General features: G+C 35.4%; 20 protein-coding genes. 16 read left to right on the top strand and 4 right to left on the bottom strand.

Annotated elements, in window-relative coordinates:
- Positions 1-67 precede the first annotated feature (67 nt).
- The 3 genes from MKY09_RS10310 (at position 68) to aac(6') (ending at position 1416) form a co-directional block, all read left to right on the top strand.
- Entirely contained in the window at positions 68-508 is a 441-nt protein-coding gene (locus MKY09_RS10310; protein WP_340883651.1) for an OsmC family protein, read from the top strand.
- 203 nt (positions 509-711) lie between these two features.
- Positions 712-954 (top strand): hypothetical protein, encoded by a 243-nt coding sequence (locus tag MKY09_RS10305; protein WP_169360140.1) that lies wholly within the window; start codon positions 712-714, stop codon positions 952-954.
- 6 nt (positions 955-960) lie between these two features.
- On the top strand, positions 961-1416 hold the full coding sequence (gene aac(6'), locus MKY09_RS10300; RefSeq protein WP_342560705.1) for an aminoglycoside 6'-N-acetyltransferase: 456 nt from the start codon (positions 961-963) through the stop codon (positions 1414-1416).
- 92 nt (positions 1417-1508) lie between these two features.
- On the opposite strand, the gene MKY09_RS10295 is transcribed toward aac(6'), so the two are convergent.
- Positions 1509-2159 carry a hemolysin III family protein gene (locus MKY09_RS10295; protein WP_340883649.1) on the bottom strand — a complete coding sequence of 217 codons (651 nt, stop codon included), beginning with the start codon at positions 2157-2159 and terminating at the stop codon, positions 1509-1511.
- 140 nt (positions 2160-2299) lie between these two features.
- Here MKY09_RS10295 and MKY09_RS10290 point away from each other — a divergent pair, with 140 nt between their 5' ends.
- The 6 genes from MKY09_RS10290 (at position 2300) to MKY09_RS10265 (ending at position 6577) form a co-directional block, all read left to right on the top strand.
- The gene (locus MKY09_RS10290; RefSeq protein ID WP_298471705.1) at positions 2300-2866 is read left to right on the top strand and encodes a DUF1836 domain-containing protein; all 567 of its coding nucleotides are present in this window, start codon (positions 2300-2302) and stop codon (positions 2864-2866) included.
- A complete protein-coding gene (locus MKY09_RS10285; RefSeq protein ID WP_340883648.1) occupies positions 2866-4383 on the top strand; it encodes an amidohydrolase in 1518 nt (505 codons plus the stop codon). The genes MKY09_RS10290 and MKY09_RS10285 overlap by 1 nt, the downstream gene beginning before the upstream one ends.
- A 53-nt stretch (positions 4384-4436) precedes the next feature.
- Positions 4437-4745 carry a DUF4870 domain-containing protein gene (locus tag MKY09_RS10280; protein ID WP_340883647.1) on the top strand — a complete coding sequence of 103 codons (309 nt, stop codon included), beginning with the start codon at positions 4437-4439 and terminating at the stop codon, positions 4743-4745.
- A 27-nt stretch (positions 4746-4772) separates the two neighbouring features.
- Complete coding sequence (gene coaW / locus MKY09_RS10275; protein WP_169360135.1) at positions 4773-5594, top strand: type II pantothenate kinase; 822 nt, start codon at positions 4773-4775, stop codon at positions 5592-5594.
- A gap of 164 nt (positions 5595-5758) precedes the next feature.
- Positions 5759-5959, top strand: a complete 201-nt coding sequence (locus MKY09_RS10270) for a cold-shock protein (RefSeq protein ID WP_053589685.1) — start codon at positions 5759-5761, stop codon at positions 5957-5959.
- A 102-nt stretch (positions 5960-6061) separates the two neighbouring features.
- Positions 6062-6577, top strand: coding sequence for an SRPBCC family protein (locus tag MKY09_RS10265; protein ID WP_340883646.1), 516 nt, complete (start codon positions 6062-6064; stop codon positions 6575-6577).
- A 73-nt stretch (positions 6578-6650) separates the two neighbouring features.
- On the opposite strand, the gene MKY09_RS10260 is transcribed toward MKY09_RS10265, so the two are convergent.
- Entirely contained in the window at positions 6651-7043 is a 393-nt protein-coding gene (locus MKY09_RS10260; RefSeq protein ID WP_340883644.1) for a reverse transcriptase-like protein, read from the bottom strand.
- A 90-nt stretch (positions 7044-7133) separates the two neighbouring features.
- On the opposite strand from MKY09_RS10260, the gene MKY09_RS10255 reads away from it, so the two are divergent.
- Complete coding sequence (locus MKY09_RS10255) at positions 7134-7316, top strand: zinc-finger domain-containing protein (protein ID WP_340883643.1); 183 nt, start codon at positions 7134-7136, stop codon at positions 7314-7316.
- A gap of 37 nt (positions 7317-7353) precedes the next feature.
- Here MKY09_RS10255 and MKY09_RS10250 read toward each other — a convergent pair whose 3' ends face one another.
- On the bottom strand, positions 7354-7557 hold the full coding sequence (locus tag MKY09_RS10250) for a cold shock domain-containing protein (protein WP_169360131.1): 204 nt from the start codon (positions 7555-7557) through the stop codon (positions 7354-7356).
- Between the two features lie 804 nt (positions 7558-8361).
- Between MKY09_RS10250 and MKY09_RS10245 the strand changes: the two genes are divergently transcribed.
- The 4 genes from MKY09_RS10245 to MKY09_RS10230 all read left to right on the top strand — a co-directional run bounded on the left by MKY09_RS10245 (position 8362) and on the right by MKY09_RS10230 (position 12543).
- Positions 8362-8994 (top strand): HD domain-containing protein, encoded by a 633-nt coding sequence (locus MKY09_RS10245; protein WP_340883642.1) that lies wholly within the window; start codon positions 8362-8364, stop codon positions 8992-8994.
- Positions 8991-10871: an ABC-F family ATP-binding cassette domain-containing protein gene (locus MKY09_RS10240; RefSeq protein WP_340883640.1), complete on the top strand. Its 1881-nt coding sequence runs from the start codon at positions 8991-8993 to the stop codon at positions 10869-10871. Before MKY09_RS10245 ends, MKY09_RS10240 begins: the two co-directional genes overlap by 4 nt.
- A 25-nt stretch (positions 10872-10896) precedes the next feature.
- On the top strand, positions 10897-12009 hold the full coding sequence (locus tag MKY09_RS10235) for a conserved virulence factor C family protein (protein WP_340883639.1): 1113 nt from the start codon (positions 10897-10899) through the stop codon (positions 12007-12009).
- Between the two features lie 249 nt (positions 12010-12258).
- Positions 12259-12543, top strand: a complete 285-nt coding sequence (locus tag MKY09_RS10230) for a hypothetical protein (protein WP_169360126.1) — start codon at positions 12259-12261, stop codon at positions 12541-12543.
- Between the two features lie 64 nt (positions 12544-12607).
- Here the strand turns inward: MKY09_RS10230 and MKY09_RS10225 are convergent, their stop codons facing one another.
- On the bottom strand, positions 12608-14059 hold the full coding sequence (locus tag MKY09_RS10225) for a UDP-N-acetylmuramoyl-L-alanyl-D-glutamate--2,6-diaminopimelate ligase (protein ID WP_340883637.1): 1452 nt from the start codon (positions 14057-14059) through the stop codon (positions 12608-12610).
- A 524-nt stretch (positions 14060-14583) separates the two neighbouring features.
- On the opposite strand from MKY09_RS10225, the gene MKY09_RS10220 reads away from it, so the two are divergent.
- The gene (locus MKY09_RS10220) at positions 14584-15015 is read left to right on the top strand and encodes a BrxA/BrxB family bacilliredoxin (RefSeq protein ID WP_340883636.1); all 432 of its coding nucleotides are present in this window, start codon (positions 14584-14586) and stop codon (positions 15013-15015) included.
- Entirely contained in the window at positions 15016-15795 is a 780-nt protein-coding gene (locus tag MKY09_RS10215) for a class I SAM-dependent methyltransferase (protein WP_340883635.1), read from the top strand.
- Positions 15796-16084 lie beyond the last annotated feature (289 nt).

Genomic DNA, 16084 nt, shown 5'->3' with positions numbered 1-16084 from the left:
TCTCTTTTTATAATATAGGAAAGTGGCACAATTTCCAATACATCCATAAGAAAGGTTTGATCAAATTATGACGGAACATCTTTTTCATTTAAAAGCGAATTGGCCTGGAGGCAGAAATGACGTGGGAGATATTCACTCAGGGAATTTACAAACTAATATCTCCATTCCAAAAGAAATGGACGGACCTGGAATTGGAACTAACCCTGATGAAATGCTTTTAGGTGCTGCAGCGACTTGTTATATTATTACACTGGCTGCAATGATGGAGAGAAGTAAAGTAAATACAGAAAACTTAGAGATGAACTCAACTGCTATAGTAGATGTTACAAATGGTATTTTTACGTATAAAAAAATTATTCATCGTCCGATAATTGTAATAACAGATGAAAAAGACAGACTAGTATCAGAAAAGCTCGCTATTAAAGCAGAACAAAGCTGTATGATAAGTAAAGCATTGCGAGGAAATGTGGATATTGAAGTAGAATATTCTATAAATATAACGGATTAATCGATTTCATAAAATAGTGAAGAACGATATAACTAAATGATTATTTTGATTTTCATACCTTTAAGTTAAATTGCTAAATAGAAGAAGTTATAATAACCGATATTTTTCAATATTGATCTTTAATTGATTGTTCATGTTTTTACTTTATAAAAGGAATTACATCTTTAATTAAAACTACATTTTGATTAATAGGGGTGAATACAGTGGAATGGATAATAATACCAGCTTTAATTTTTTCTGTACCTGTCATAAGAGCGATAACAGATCACTTAGAAGAAAAAGCACGTATAAAAGCTAGCTCTGTTAAAGATGCGTTAGAACTAGAAAGACTAAAACAAGAAAATTTTATCATTGAAACCGAAAAGATGAAAATAGAATTGGAACAAATGAGATTACAATCTCCCTCTCCAAGCTTAGACTTTTCCGTTACTAAAAAGGAGGTTTAGCATTGTATGGAAGGTATAATGATGATTAAACGAGCTGAAATAGAAGATTCAATGGATGTAGTCAGATTAGCTTCTCTTCTATGGCCAGGACACAACATAGAAGAGTTTAAAATAGAAACAGGCCAGCTGATAAAAAACGAGAATGCGATTGTTTATCTAGCATATGGACCTTTAGGAGAGCCAATAGGATTTGCACAGTGTCAAATTCGAACAGACTATGTTGAAGGAACTAGTACAACGCCAGTAGGCTATTTGGAAGGACTATTTGTGAAAGAAACGTTCAGGAGATCAGGCATCGCCAAGCAGCTAGTTAAACATTGCGAAGACTGGTCTATTTTAAAAGGCTGTAGGGAGTTTGCTAGTGACTGTGAGCTAGACAATGAGGAGAGTTATAACGTCCACCTGAAGCTAGGCTTTAAAGAAGTAAATCGTGTCGTTGCTTTTGCTAAAAAGCTGACTTAAACATGAGGAAATTATGAAAGGCACTTTCTGTTCAATTTGAACGGGAAGTGCCTTTCTCATCTGCTATATTTTGTTTATACAACGTAGAAGGTTTATATCACAAATTCATATACACATATAAAATGAAATATGGTTCCGAGCAATATGAAAATATGGAAAATTTCGTGGAAGCCTAATTTTTTTATAAATGGTAGATTAGGCTTTATACCATATATGATTCCGCCTATCGTATAGAAAATGCCTCCTCCAACTAAATATAAAAGTCCGTGGGTTCCAAGACTATCAGCTAATGAAGGAGCAAGAAAGATAATAATCCATCCCATTCCTATATAAAGGGCTGTGGAAATCCATCTTGGGCAATCAAACCAGACCATCTTAAATAATATTCCTGAAAAAGCTAGGATTCCAATTAAACCAAATAATAGATACCCTGTTGATCCCTTTAAAGTAATCAGGCAAAAAGGAGCATATGTGCCAGCGATGAGTAAATAAATCATTGAATGGTCTAAACGGCGTAAAAACTGAATAACACGACCTTTCGACTTGACCGCATGATACGTGGCAGAAGCTGTGTAAAGCAATATCATACTAACGCCAAATATAGAGAGAGCTGTTAATGTTAGGCTCGTTGCGTTTAAGGTAACTCCTTTCATAAGCATGAGGAATAACCCGGTTATTCCTAAAATAGCTCCAAATAAATGAGATAAGGAGTTAAAAGGTTCTCTAATATAATTTTCTAGCATAAAATGAATGCCTCCACTTCAATATGTAGTTTTAATAACTACATATAATGATATATTGATATGTATTGGTAGTCAAGGTTTACCTTTATTGAGTTTTAAGTTACTATGTTTTTAAGTATTACTAGGAGGTTCATTTATTTATGAATGATTTAAATAGGTTAATTGACCGTTTAGCTTTAGACACTGCCATTAAAGAAGAGGATATACCGGAAATAGACTTATACATGGACCAGGTTATACAGCTTTTTGATGCTAAATACGGGACGACCATTCGAAGTGATGAAGACAAGGTATTAACTAAAACGATGATTAACAATTATGCAAAGGGCAAGCTATTCGTTCCGATAAAAAATAAGAAGTACTCTAAACAACATATTATGTTGATTAATCTTATTTACCATTTAAAAGGATCACTTTCCATCAGTGATGTGAAAGAAACTTTATCTCCCTTAAAGGAGAAAATGGCTTCAGATGAATTTACATTAAATAATTTTTATCAATACTTTATTTCCCTTCAGCAAAATAATAAACAAGTCTTTTTAAAAGAAATTCAAGATTTAGATAAACTAACTAAAGAATTAGAGGCCGAGGAGGAATTACAAAAACTACTGTTAATCTCTTCTCTAGCTAATATGAGTAATTTTTATAGAAGAGCTGCGGAGTTGCTGGTTGATGAGCTTGCTCCTAAAGAAAAGGAGAAAAAATAATGAAAACTCTTTGGACAGACGGAAGTATTTATACAATGGATTCGGAAAATTCTATGACGGAAGCAGTTTTAACAGAAGGTGGAAAAATTATCCGAACAGGTGAAAAAGAAAAATTACTTCCCATGGCCGACATAGTTATTTCCCTTAAGGGGTCTGCAATGTACCCGGGATTGGTAGATAGTCATATTCATTTAATCGGTCACGGGGAAAAGCTTTCCTATCTCGACCTTTCTGGCTTTACATCCATAGAAGACATAGTGACAGAGGTAAGAAAAAAAGTCGTTCCTGGTCAGTGGTATATAACAGAGGGCTGGAACGATAACAATTTAATAGAGAGTCGCCCTATTACTCGAACTGATCTAGACGGTGTTATACAAGAAAGCCCAATCGTATTAAAAAGAATTTGTAGACATGTCCTTGTAGCGAATTCCAAAGCAATGGAAATTGCGGGGATAACCGAAGAAACTACTAGTCCAGTTGGTGGAATGATAGGAAGAGACGATAATGGTAGATTAAACGGGCTATTCTACGATGAGGCACAGAATCTAATCACTTCTCACATCCCACCAGTTACCTCAGATTACTTAGCTGACGTTATACGATTAAGTATCCAAGATTTACTCTCAAAGGGACTTACAGGCGTGCATACGGAGGATATGTCCTATTACGGGCAATATAATGTGCCATTAAAAGCGTACCACGATGCTGTAGAAGAAAATTTTAAAGTTCACCTGTTAAGACATCATTTAGTTTTTGAACAAATGCAGAGAGAGGTACCTACTGAATTCATAGAATTTGGTGCGATGAAAATTTTTGTAGACGGTTCATTGGGAGGAAGAACGGCTCTATTGTCTACTGACTATTTTGATGCCACTGGAACACAAGGGGTAGCTGTTCATCCTGAAGAAAAACTTGAGCAATTAGTGAAAATAGCTCGAGATTACCAAGAAAACATAGCAGTGCATGTAATTGGAGATAAGGCTACAGAGCTTATATTGGATGTAATCGAAAAATATCCGCCACCTCATCCGAAAAAGGATCGGCTCATTCACGTAAATGTTTTACGGAAAGATTTAATAGAAAGAATGCGCAAGCTTCCTTTAGTATTAGATATCCAGCCAATATTTGTTCCTTCCGATTTTCCTTGGGTAAGAGAACGACTAGGAAGCGAAAGAATGGAGTGGGCATATGCCTGGAAAACTCTTATAGCTGCTGGATTAGAATGCTCAGGCGGTTCAGATTCGCCGATTGAAAATGCGGATCCATTTTTGGCCATGGATGCTGCAGTAAACAATGTGTGGAATCCTGCTCAGTCATTGTCCTTGTATGAAGCACTTTGTCTTTATACAATAGGTAGTGCTAAGGCAATAGGTAAGGGGCTTTCTCGAGGAAAAATTGAATCAGGCTATGATGCTGATTTTACAATTGTTAATGAGCCGCTTACCGTAAGTAATCTAGCGAAGGTGTCTGTGTGTAAAACAGTAGTAGCAGGAAATATTGTGTATGAAAGAAAATGAAACTAATTATCTGTATATCCGTATAATAAGTTAAAGAAAAAGGAGGTTATATCATGGAAAATACAGGGCTAAAAGTATTATTACATGCAAGCACTTGGTTTGCACCGTTTTTAGTACCATTTGTGTTGTATTTAGTAGTAGATAATCATGAAATTAGAAATTTATCTATTCAAGCAGTACTTTTTCAATTAGTAATGTCAGTCCTACTGTTTATATCATTTTTACTGATATTTATTATAATAGGTATTCCATTAGTAATAATTTTTGCTATAATGGCTTTTGTTGTCCCGATTATAGGTATAATTAAAGCAATCAATGGCGAAACATTTAATTATCCTATTGTGGGATCATGGATTAAATAAGGGCTGTAATGTAAAAGGGGAAAAAGTATGACTACTAGAATTGGTATTGATGCAGGTGGAACTTTAACGAAAGTCGCTTACTGGAACGATGAAAATATAATGTCCTTTAAAAGTTTTCTATCCTCAGATTTTCAAAGTGTTAAAGAGTGGGTGGAAAGTAAGCATTCGTCAAGTTCTATCTGCCTTACTGGTGGTCGAGCAGAACAACTAAAAAAGATCCTTTTGTCAAAAGAGGATCTTCCTTATGTAGTTGAGTTTGATGCAACGATGAATGGTGTGATGCATCAAATGAAACAGGAAATCATTAATAGTAGCTCGGCAATCATTGCAAATATTGGTACAGGTACTTCAATACATATTATGCATGATAACTCGCATGCTCGAATTGGTGGAACTGGAGTAGGTGGGGGAACACTTTTAGGATTGGGAACGGCATTAACAGGTTTAACAGATTATAAGGAAATGATTCAGTTATCTTTAAATGGAAATAGATCGACAATAGATGTTTTAGTAAGTGATATTTATAAAGATAACAAATTACCAATAACTGGATCGCTTACTGCTAGTAATTTTGGTGGTGTTTCTTTAAAAAACGAAGAAACAAGAACAAAAGCAGATCTGATTGCAGGTATCCAGGGTATAATTGGTGAAGTTGTGGCAACATTATGTATACAAGCTGCAGATGCTCATGGTGTCGAGGACATAATTTATATAGGTTCTACACTAGAAGATAATATATTGCTTCAGGAAATTATTGAATCCTATACGATACTAAAAAAGAAAAATCCAATATTTTTAGAAAAACATGGGTATAGTGGAGCGATTGGTGCATTATTGGAAAACAATTAAAAAAGATTTTGGATAATTGTTGCATTATTAGGATAGGCGTGTTATATTTAAAGAGGATTATTTTTGTTCGGTTAGTTAGTAGGTGGCAACACTTTTACTTAACAGTGTTGAGCAAGGATAGTAACACAATGTATGCACAATTTGCATACGAGGAGGATACACACATGGAACAAGGTAAAGTAAAATGGTTTAACTCAGAAAAAGGATTCGGATTTATCGAACGCGAAGGCGGAGACGATGTATTCGTACATTTCTCAGCTATCCAAAGCGAAGGTTTCAAATCTCTTGACGAAGGTCAAGAAGTAACTTTTGAAATCGAGCAAGGCCAACGTGGTCTTCAAGCTACTAACGTAGTTAAAGCTTAATTTTAAACCTAAACTTTAACAGGCTCTCATTTCGAGGGTCTGTTTTTTTGTGTTATCATATATAGAAAGGTTCACATATTGATATGCAAGGGAGTAGTTTGGATGAAAAAGTGGAAGAAGGATATAATTATTAATGTGCCTATTGAATTTGCATGGCCTTATTTCTATGGGGACTTAGAGAAAAAGAAAGCAATTTTCCCTAAAATTATAGATGAAGAGGTTTTAAAGGAAACACATGAAGTGGAAGGTACAATAATCCGACAAGCATATAAAAACGGATCGATAGACGAATCTTATGACCTTACTATAAAAAAGTTCATCAACGAACCAAATCATAAGCTCGTACAAGAAGCCTTTATTTTAAACAACATGTTCCGTATGAAGGTGGATTACGAATTAAATTCAGTGGATGAAAACCAAACAAGGTTTACTTATCGATCTGTTAACAGACCAAGAAACCCCTTGTTGAGTCTATTTCAACTCTTCGGCAAAGATGATGTTATTATACGATTCATGAATCGCACAAAAACTAATATTGAGGAAGCGTATAACTCAAACGGAGTAGAACAAGACGTAATCGTAACACCAGGAGAGATTGAAACTGCACCTGAAAAGTAAAAAGAAATGCTTTCATAGTAAAGCCCAAAAAAAAACACCTCCACTCAAATATATTTGTTGGAGGTGTAGCTTGTTATGGTAAATTCTTTCGTACTGCTTCTCGTGCTAATGCATGTGCAGCTTTATTTTGATCATCAGAGATCCACTTTATAAAAAACATATCGAAGGTATCTGTTATAGCTAGTATTTTTTCTAATATGGCTGCAAACTCAGGGTTCTTAGCGTAGCGTTTTTCAACTGCTGCGAATACTATTTGTGAATCAGTCCTAATAGACACGATGGTAGGGGATAATTTCGATACTTCTTCCAAACCACGTTGTAAGGCGATAAATTCAGTAACGTGATTTGTTTGGTCTCCTATAAACTCACTAATTTTAATCTGGTGACCTTCTCCTTTGATAAAAATCCCAATACCACTAGGTCCTGGATTGCCAGTAGTGGAGCCATCAATATATAATTCAATCATTATTAATCATCCTTTAAGGTAATGTAAGGTAATTTTTCGAATAAATATAATTGTACTGTTGAATATGTCATACGGCAAGGAGTAGAAAAAATGAAGCATACACAAATTATAAATGAAATTGATCAGCTAATAGAAAATTATTGTAAAGGCTGTTTAGTGAAAAGTGAACTAAGAAAAGAAAAAGGCAAGACTAAAGCTCATCAGTTTTGTATTAAAGGCTGCACGGTTGGGGAAGAGATAAAAGAGGCAGGCAACAAATTATTTGGAAAATAAAAAAAGTCCCACGACCAGTTGCCGCGGGAAGAACTGTTTACTTCGATTTTATAACGTTTGCAGCCTGAGGTCCACGGTTTCCTTCAATGATCTCAAATGTTACTTCTTGACCTTCATCAAGTGATTTGAAACCTTCTCCTTGAATACCAGTAAAATGGACAAAAACATCTTCCCCATCATTGTACTCGATGAACCCATAACCCTTTTCGTTGTTAAACCATTTTACTTTCCCCTGTTGCATAACTGTTCCTCCCTTAATCCACAAAAAATTCTGTAAATGGATAAAATAAACTATACATGAAATAGATGCTACCGTCAATAAAATGTCGAATTATAGCTAAAATCTTATCAATTTTATGAGGTGAAAAAAGCTATAATTTAAAATATAATCCAACAAACTTAAGTATACCCAAATTAATGAAGAAATTCTCAATTTAAAATATGTAATGTGATTAGGTCTTTGGATAGGTAAATTAAATTATTATAATAAATTTTAGCTTTGTTAAAGTTATTGGTTGATTATGACTAACAATTCTTTTTTATAGTGACTGTAAACATAAACAAAAGAACTTTCAAATTGCTATTAAGAATAAATATAGATGATGAAATTGGGGTTGGTGACAGTTTTTCAGCTATGTTTATGTGAGTAAATTTGTTAGTGCTTTATCGATGTTAAAGCGGTTCCCATTTAATGATTGGAGCGCCAGATGGCGACTCATACGGGATGAGTGAGATAGATAAGACATCATAACCACGCGCGTAAGGATTGGTGATGGCTTATCGATCACCCCGAGGAAAGCGATCGGCTGGGGCGGAAATCAATTCTACTCTCTGATCTATGATTTCTTTGCGTCATAAATTCACCTCACCCTTTATAAATTTTAATCAATAAGAAAAGGCTAGCTAAAGAGAAAATATGATATCCACTTACAACAAGAGGGTACCTTCGAATGACTTTCAAAGGAAAAGACTGCACTATAGCGGTCTTTTTTTCTTTTTTTCGTTATAATGAATAGGATGACTCGTTTGAAGGAGGTATTTTAATATGAATGCTATTATCCTGTGTGAAAAGCTAGTTAAAGACATATACAACAAATTTGACGCCAGTCATGATTTTTTGCATATAGAAAGAGTGCGTAAAAATGCGCTGACCATTGCTTCTACGGAGATAAATATCGATTTAGAGATAATTGAATTAGCAGTTCTACTACACGATGTAAGCGATCCGAAATATTCGAACGAAGGGAAATTTATGGAGGATTACATCATTGAGCAACTTGAACTTACTGATGTATCAAAAGATAAAGTAAAAAAAATCATTCAATCTGTTTCCTTTAATGGAGGAAATGAGACAACCGCGGATACGATCGAGGCAAAGATTGTTAGAGACGCAGATCGGCTAGATGCTATTGGAGCCGTTGGAATAGCAAGAACGTTTGCATATGGTGGAGCAAAGGGTAGAAAATTATACGATGTATCTGAAACGCCGAGAGACAATATGTCCATCGAGGAATACCGTTCTAAACAAACAGCTTCCGTCACTCATTTCTATGAGAAGCTGTTGAAGCTGGCAGACGGAATGCAAACTAGAAAAGGCAAAGAGCTTGCTGCAGAAAGGCATGCCTTCATGGAATTATTTCTAGAAAACTTAAGAAAAGAAACAGGGGAATCTATATGAGTCATTTAATCATTTCTAATCTTACAAAAACAGTAGGTGAGAAAACGCTATTCGAAGATATTTCATTTACAATTAATAATCAAAATCGTGCAGGGTTAATCGGTATCAATGGTACAGGGAAATCGACCTTTTTATCGATTATTGCAGGACAGCTTGAGGCAGACTCTATTGATCGGGACCATCCGAACAAGTTTCGAATTGCCTACTTAGAACAGCAACCGGTATTTGAAAAAGAAGAAACGGTCCTTCAAACTGTATTTAGTGGAGATTCACCTATTCTGAAGATCAACAGAGAATATGAAGAAGCATTGCTCGCTTTAATGGCTAATTCCGATTCAACTGAATTACAAAATAGATTGATGGACTTACAGCAGAAAATGGATGAGCTACAAGCATGGGATGTAAATGCTTTAGCAAAAACAGCTTTAACTAAACTAGGGATTACGCAGTTTGAAGATTCAATTTTACATTTATCAGGTGGCCAACAAAAAAGAGTCGCGCTTGCAAAAGTGTTAATAGAGCCGGCTGATTTATTGCTATTAGATGAGCCTACTAACCATTTAGACAAAGAGTCAACAGATTGGCTGCAGGACATGCTGCAAAAAGTAGAAGGGGCCATTATCTTTGTTACACATGACCGTTACTTTTTAGACACAGTAGCCACTCATATTTATGAGCTTGCTGATAAAACGTTGTATACTCACACAGGTAATTATGCAGATTATCTGGAATCTAAAGCGATTCGTGAAGAGATGAACGCTGCATCTCAGCAAAAGCTACAAAATTTATATCGTAATGAGCTAAAATGGATTCGCAGAGGTGCAAAGGCTAGATCTACCAAGCAAAAGGCAAGAAAAGATCGTTTTGAAGAAATCGATTCACAACTGGACCGCGATAATTCTGCTTTAAATCTAGAGCTTGAAATGGCTACTACTAGGTTAGGGAAGCAGGTGTTAGAGGGTAAAAATATTTCTAAACGTTTTGATGCAAAAGTCATTGTAGATGATTTTTCGTTTATCCTACAGGCAGGAGATCGAGTTGGCATAGTGGGGCCAAATGGGGTTGGAAAGAGTACTTTACTGAAAATGCTAGCAGGCGAGATTCAGATGGACTCTGGAGAAGTAGTTGTTGGATCGACTGTAAAACAGATGCACTTCTCACAACAGCTTCCAAAACTAAATGAACAAATGAGAATGATTGAATATGTACGCGAATCCTCCAATCTAATAGAAGTAGGATCTGGAGAAAAATTCTCGGCTGCTCAAATGCTTGAACGGTTTTTATTTCCATTAAATACACATGGCACGCAAATAGGCAAGCTCTCCGGTGGGGAGAAAAAACGTTTAGTTCTATTAAAAATGTTAATGGAGCAGCCAAATGTTCTATTTTTAGATGAGCCAACAAATGACCTGGATATTCAGACCTTATCTGTTTTAGAGGACTTTATGGAATCTTTCCCTGGTGTAATTATTACTATTTCTCATGATCGTTTCTTCCTGGACCGTATTGCTAAAAAGCTTTGGATTCTAAACGGAGATGGCTTAGTTAGAGAATGGTTAGGAATTTATTCGGATTATTTGGAAGACCTTAAGGATACATCAAAAAAAGTAGTGGAAGTTAGGAAAGATAATGCACCCGTAAAAAGTACGAAGGAAAAGAAAAAGCTAACTTATAAAGAACAACGAGAATGGGATACAATCAGTGAGGATATTGAAAAAACAGAGAGGTTGATTGAAGAATTGGAGCAAAAGCTGTTAACTACAGGCTCTGATTTTACATCGTTACAGCAACTGACCGAACAATTAGATCAAGCAAACGAAGTATATGAGAAGCTAATAGAAAGATGGTCTTATTTAGAAGAGATCGTTTCGTCCTGATTTTATAATATTGGAGGTATAAGATATGAAAATATTGACGATAGAACCAACGCCAAGTCCGAATACGATGAAGGTAGTCGTTGACCAGGAGCTTCCTTTTGGGAAGAGTTATAACTATAAAAAGGATCATATAGAAGACGCACCAAGAGAAATACAACGTATATTTGATATCGAAGGAGTAAAAGGGGTATACCACGTTGCGGACTTTTTAGCGATTGAACGAATTGCAAAGTTTAGTTGGGAATCCATCTTAGCATCTATTGAAAATGTATTTGGCGGTGAAAATGAAGCGGAAACTGAAGAAAAGCCTTTAGATCATTATGGTGAAGTATATGTCCATGTACAATCATTCAAGGGAATCCCGCTTCAGGTGAAAGTATTTGATAGTGAATCAGAGTCAAGATTTGGTTTATCTGCCCGCTTTACCAAGGCTTTGGATGAAGCGATGGAGGGTGATAAAGAAAATTATATTATGCTTCGTAAATGGGTTGACTATGGTGTGCGATATGGTGATCAAAAGGAAATTGGTGAGCAGCTAGTAAAAGAATTAGAGGCAAGCTTTCCCCAAAGTAAGCTGGAGCAACTAATTGCAGACAAAGACAAAGCCGAGGATGATAGAAAGCCTATAAGAGTTCCGTTCACTTTGGAGGAATTTGAAATAAGTGAATGGGAGAAGAGGTTCCAATTACTTGATAACCTTATTAACCCACAGGTTGAAGATATCCCAGTTCTAGCAAAAGCAATACAGGATGAACAGGTTTCAATAAGAAGGCTTGCTACTGTATATCTTGGTCTTATTGAAGATGAAAAAGTCATTCCGTACTTAGAAATGGCACTGAAAGATAAGAGTGCATCGGTTCGACGTACTGCAGGAGATGCAATGAGTGATTTAGGATTTGTACAATTTTCAAAAGCAATGGAAGAGGCGCTGTTTGATAAAAACAAATTAGTTCGTTGGCGAGCAGCTATGTATTTCTATGAGGTGGGAGATATGGATGCATTACCAGCCTTAAAGAAAGCGATGGATGACAAGGAATATGAAGTTAAGCTTCAAATCCGTATGGCGATTGCCCGTATTGCAGAAGGGGAAGAAGCAAAGGGCTCCGTTTGGAAGCAAATGAGCGAGGCAAGAAAATGAGTAAAAGTGAAGAGTCTGGCGGATATCGCCAGCTCTTCTTTTTTAGTTAAATAGATTGAAAATTGTAATAACTGTCGTTTTAAATGTTTAACAGACTAAAATGTGGGGAATTTTATTGTATATAGCAGTTTTTTCTCGAACAAAATCGATTCATTAAAAAAGTAATATTAATTTGTAATGTTGTTGTGTAAATTCAGGAAAATAGGTGAATAATATAAGTAGAACATAAAGTCGAAACGAGGGATCAAAATGAGTAAAGACCAAGTGAAGAAAAAAGAATACAAATATCGGGAAAATACCCAAATCACATACTATTTTACAACCATTTTTCTGATCGCCGGTACTCTTTTAACCTTGTATCTGCTGACTTTTAAAGTAGAAAATATCAGCATATTCATTATTGTATTGTCTATTTTGGCTGGTGGCTTACCGGTAGGTTTTATCGGAGCGTTTATCGATTATAAAATGTCAGTATCAAAGGTAAAATATCGCACCAATTCATCTGTAAAAGAAAGCAGACCTGAGCATAATTAATGCAAGGTCTGTTTTCTTTTTATATAGACATTATTCAGAAATCACAGTTCAATAATAGAACTTTCTATAACAGGCTTTCTATTTCAGGTTTTGCTGAATGCTTGGTACTTAAAAGATAATTTAATGTGTCAATATCAGATTTAGTCGAGAGGGAATAGCTTTGTTTATATGCTTCATTACCTTTTCCAGTAATTACTATCCAATCTCCTGGTCCCGCTATTTCCCAAGCGTATTTAATAGCCTCTGTTCGATCAGGGTATATCACACACTTTTCATGTGCCCCTAAATTCTCAAGCTCGTTTATCATTTGTTCCGCAGGTACCCCATTGAGATCATCAAATGTTAGAATGCATCGGTCTGCATATTTTAATGACATTTCAATCATCCTTGCCCTTTTTTGTACATCTCGATTACCCCTAAAGCCAAAAACATGATAAATCATCCGTGCGTTCTGTGACTTTACGGTGTCTAAAATATAGTGAAACGCATTGGCGGTGTGCGCGTAATCTACGACAGCGGTCGCACTATTCGCAAGAGGAAATAACTGATAACGTCCTGGAATACCTTTGAAATTATTTAACGTTAGCTCAACACGTTTGGGATCTAACCCGAAATGAACGCTTGTAGCAAAGGCTGCAGCTGCATTATTAATATTGTGCTCGCCTTGCATTTGTGTTGTAAGAGAAAAAACCTTGCCAGTCTGTTGTTCGATAATTTTATCTATATCTATTGTATAAGTAGGAGAGCTTCCATTAATTTTAATAACTTCTCTTCCAAGTGAATTTACATATGTATTAAGCCTCTCACTCCAGTCATTACTAGAGAGAAGAATTGCTTTTCCATTGCTTTTTAAGTATGTAAACAACGATTGTTTAGCTAAATAGTATGATTCCATATCTTTATGGTAATCGAGGTGCTCGTGTTCTATATTTGTAAAAATACAATAATCAAATTCAAGTCCTTCTACGCGTTGTTGCACTAGACCATGGGAAGAAACTTCCATAATAATTACTTGGTCCTTGCTCTTTGCAGCAAGTTCATGGAAAGTCAGAGGATCTAATGTCGTATGAGTAGAAGAATATTCTTCGTTGTTAATAATAATAGAAATACTCCCGAATACAGCACAGGAGATTCCTTGGCTCTCAAGTATATGCTTCAACATATAAGAAGTAGTAGTTTTACCGTTTGTTCCAGTAATTCCAATTATTGTTTTGTTATTCGTTGGATTTTTGTAAAATGTTCTAGCAAGAAAGGCTAATGCTTTTCTCGCATCTTTTACTTGAAAGTATGGAACCTCATTTAAGAATAGTTCCTGTTCACCGACCACGGCAATAGCCCCGTTCGTAAGAGCATCCTCAATATACGTATGTCCATCTGAATGAGTCCCTGAAATAGCGACGAACAAATAACCTTCTTTAATGTTTTTAGAATTAAAAGCAATCCCGTTTACTTGAATATTCTGTGTCTTTAGAGTTGGAATAATCTCGACTGAAGATAATAGTTCATTTAGTTTCATAATTTATTTCGCCCCTCATCTAGTTGGTTTGAATTACGAGGTAGCAGATCCATCGTAAGGTTCTAAAATGTATACAAAATCATTAGACTTATTTTGAACGGATACGAGTAAGTTTATGCTAATACTTAGTCATCCATATAGATGAGCAAATGTTGAAAAATGTCAAAAAAAGTCGATATACATTCATTTTAATAGTAACATAGTTAATTTTCTTTCACTAAATAAAAGTATTTCAGTATTCTAAAATAATTCTATTTTCCCTATTTAAAGAGAAACAAGATTATTTAATGCTATGTAGCAGCTATTTAGATTCGTACGAATGAACTGGCTCTTATTATTTTCTTTGCTCTATTTCGAAAACCTGAGAAAATAAATGGATTTAAGGGAAATATAGCACAAGACTATCAAGAGGTTAATGTACTATAAGTAAAAATGAGTGAAAAAAAACTTAAACAAAAGTAGAATAGAAAATAGAATACCTTTTAAGAATGGGTAATTGAACATACGTGAAAGTGGGCGAAGAGATGAACGCATATGATGAATATATGAAGCAAGTAGTTAAACCAATGAGAAGTGAGCTGACGAATGCTGGTTTTAAAGAGCTGACTACACCTGATCAAGTGCATGAGCATATGAAAGAAGAAGGTGTGTCATTAATAGTGATTAACTCGGTATGTGGTTGTGCAGCGGGGCTCGCAAGACCTGCTGTTACTGAAGCGATTGGCGAATTACCAAAGAAACCAAATCATCTTGTTACTGTTTTTGCAGGACAAGATCAAGAGGCGACTGCTACTATGAGAGATTATTTTAGTGAAGTCCCACCAAGTTCACCTTCCATTGCTATATGGAAGGATGGAGAATTAGCTTATTTTATCCCTAGAGAGCAAATTGAAAGTAACTCTATGGAAACAATCAAAGACCACCTGACAGGTGTTCTCACTGACATAATTGCTTAAATGAAAACAGTTATAACGACTGCTGGAAGAACGAATCCCGAATATACTCGGGTAGCAAAAGATATAGCTGCTGATTTATGTATAAACTTCATAGACCGAAAGAAAAAGTCAGTGGAAAAAATACAAAACGAGCAGTTAGCGGATGTTTTAGTAGTTGGTAAGGAAAGGCTGGAGTTTTTTGCATATGGTTCCACCACTCCTTTTTTCTTTCACCCAAATTCTGCAGCCTTTCGTTTAAAAAGGCTGTTAAAAGCGGAAAAAGACCCTTTTCTTGAAGCAACAGGCTTAAAGTTGGGGGATAGGTTTTTAGATACTACAGCTGGTTTATGTTCTGATAGCTTAATTGCTGCTTATACAGTAGGAAATCCAGGAAAAGTAGTTGCACTAGAGAAGGAAAAGATGGTTGCATATATTATTAATCGAGGATTAAAAAGCTATGAAACGGAATTTAGTGAATTAGAAAATTCCATGCGAAGAATTCAAGTGATTCATAAAGATGCAGTAGACTATTTAAAAACGGTAAAGGATAACTCATTTGACGTTGTGTATATGGATCCAATGTTTGAAGAGGAAATTGCCGAGTCTAATAATTTTCAAGCCCTTAGAGAAATAGGGGCTATTGGAACTCTGTATACAGAGTGGGTCGAGCAAGCGAAGCGAGTTGCCAAAAAACGAGTTGTTTTAAAGGCGCATTTCCGCTCTCCTATGTTTGAGGATTTTGGTTTTACCCGACTGACAAGACTAAGTTCTAAGTTCCATTACGGAATAATTGAAGTATAAAACAAAGAGGGAAGTGACTATACAAGTCGCTTCCCTCTTTGTTTTAGAATAATGAACTATTTACTTTTAAATCAGTGCGTGAAGTTTAAAGAAGTTAAATAACCTAATAAAAATAAAAATCCGATTCCAATGATAATATCTGTGCTCATAAGAATTTCCTCCTTAGTTTAAAAAACTACTGATTGTTTACCCTTTTTATTGTACAATGAATACTAGGAAGATGAAACCTTTTGTTCTCGATTTCGTATATGTTTATAATATTGCTTTTACTAAATTGTACATAATTGAA

Origin of the sequence: Psychrobacillus sp. FSL K6-4046 (genome assembly GCF_038624605.1) — a bacterium.
Classification (GTDB): Bacteria; Bacillota; Bacilli; order Bacillales_A; family Planococcaceae; genus Psychrobacillus.
Note: the sequence above shows the minus strand (reverse complement) of the source record. Positions and strands in the feature narration are given on the sequence as shown.

Bases quoted from the DNA above. Each gene is read 5' to 3' on its own strand.
- MKY09_RS10225 (WP_340883637.1), bottom strand. From the start codon at position 14,059: ATGAAACTAAATGAACTATTATCTTCAGTCGAGATTATTCCAACTCTA.
- MKY09_RS10250 (WP_169360131.1), bottom strand. From the start codon at position 7,557: ATGCAACAGGGGAAAGTAAAATGGTTTAACAACGAAAAGGGTTATGGG.
- MKY09_RS10220 (WP_340883636.1), top strand. From the start codon at position 14,584: ATGAACGCATATGATGAATATATGAAGCAAGTAGTTAAACCAATGAGA.
- MKY09_RS10245 (WP_340883642.1), top strand. From the start codon at position 8,362: ATGAATGCTATTATCCTGTGTGAAAAGCTAGTTAAAGACATATACAAC.
- MKY09_RS10295 (WP_340883649.1), bottom strand. From the start codon at position 2,159: ATGCTAGAAAATTATATTAGAGAACCTTTTAACTCCTTATCTCATTTA.
- MKY09_RS10285 (WP_340883648.1), top strand. From the start codon at position 2,866: ATGAAAACTCTTTGGACAGACGGAAGTATTTATACAATGGATTCGGAA.
- MKY09_RS10265 (WP_340883646.1), top strand. From the start codon at position 6,062: ATGAAAAAGTGGAAGAAGGATATAATTATTAATGTGCCTATTGAATTT.
- MKY09_RS10280 (WP_340883647.1), top strand. From the start codon at position 4,437: ATGGAAAATACAGGGCTAAAAGTATTATTACATGCAAGCACTTGGTTT.
- MKY09_RS10240 (WP_340883640.1), top strand. From the start codon at position 8,991: ATGAGTCATTTAATCATTTCTAATCTTACAAAAACAGTAGGTGAGAAA.
- MKY09_RS10270 (WP_053589685.1), top strand. From the start codon at position 5,759: ATGGAACAAGGTAAAGTAAAATGGTTTAACTCAGAAAAAGGATTCGGA.
- MKY09_RS10310 (WP_340883651.1), top strand. From the start codon at position 68: ATGACGGAACATCTTTTTCATTTAAAAGCGAATTGGCCTGGAGGCAGA.
- MKY09_RS10235 (WP_340883639.1), top strand. From the start codon at position 10,897: ATGAAAATATTGACGATAGAACCAACGCCAAGTCCGAATACGATGAAG.
- MKY09_RS10215 (WP_340883635.1), top strand. From the start codon at position 15,016: ATGAAAACAGTTATAACGACTGCTGGAAGAACGAATCCCGAATATACT.
- coaW (WP_169360135.1), top strand. From the start codon at position 4,773: ATGACTACTAGAATTGGTATTGATGCAGGTGGAACTTTAACGAAAGTC.
- MKY09_RS10230 (WP_169360126.1), top strand. From the start codon at position 12,259: ATGAGTAAAGACCAAGTGAAGAAAAAAGAATACAAATATCGGGAAAAT.
- MKY09_RS10255 (WP_340883643.1), top strand. From the start codon at position 7,134: ATGAAGCATACACAAATTATAAATGAAATTGATCAGCTAATAGAAAAT.
- MKY09_RS10290 (WP_298471705.1), top strand. From the start codon at position 2,300: ATGAATGATTTAAATAGGTTAATTGACCGTTTAGCTTTAGACACTGCC.
- MKY09_RS10260 (WP_340883644.1), bottom strand. From the start codon at position 7,043: ATGATTGAATTATATATTGATGGCTCCACTACTGGCAATCCAGGACCT.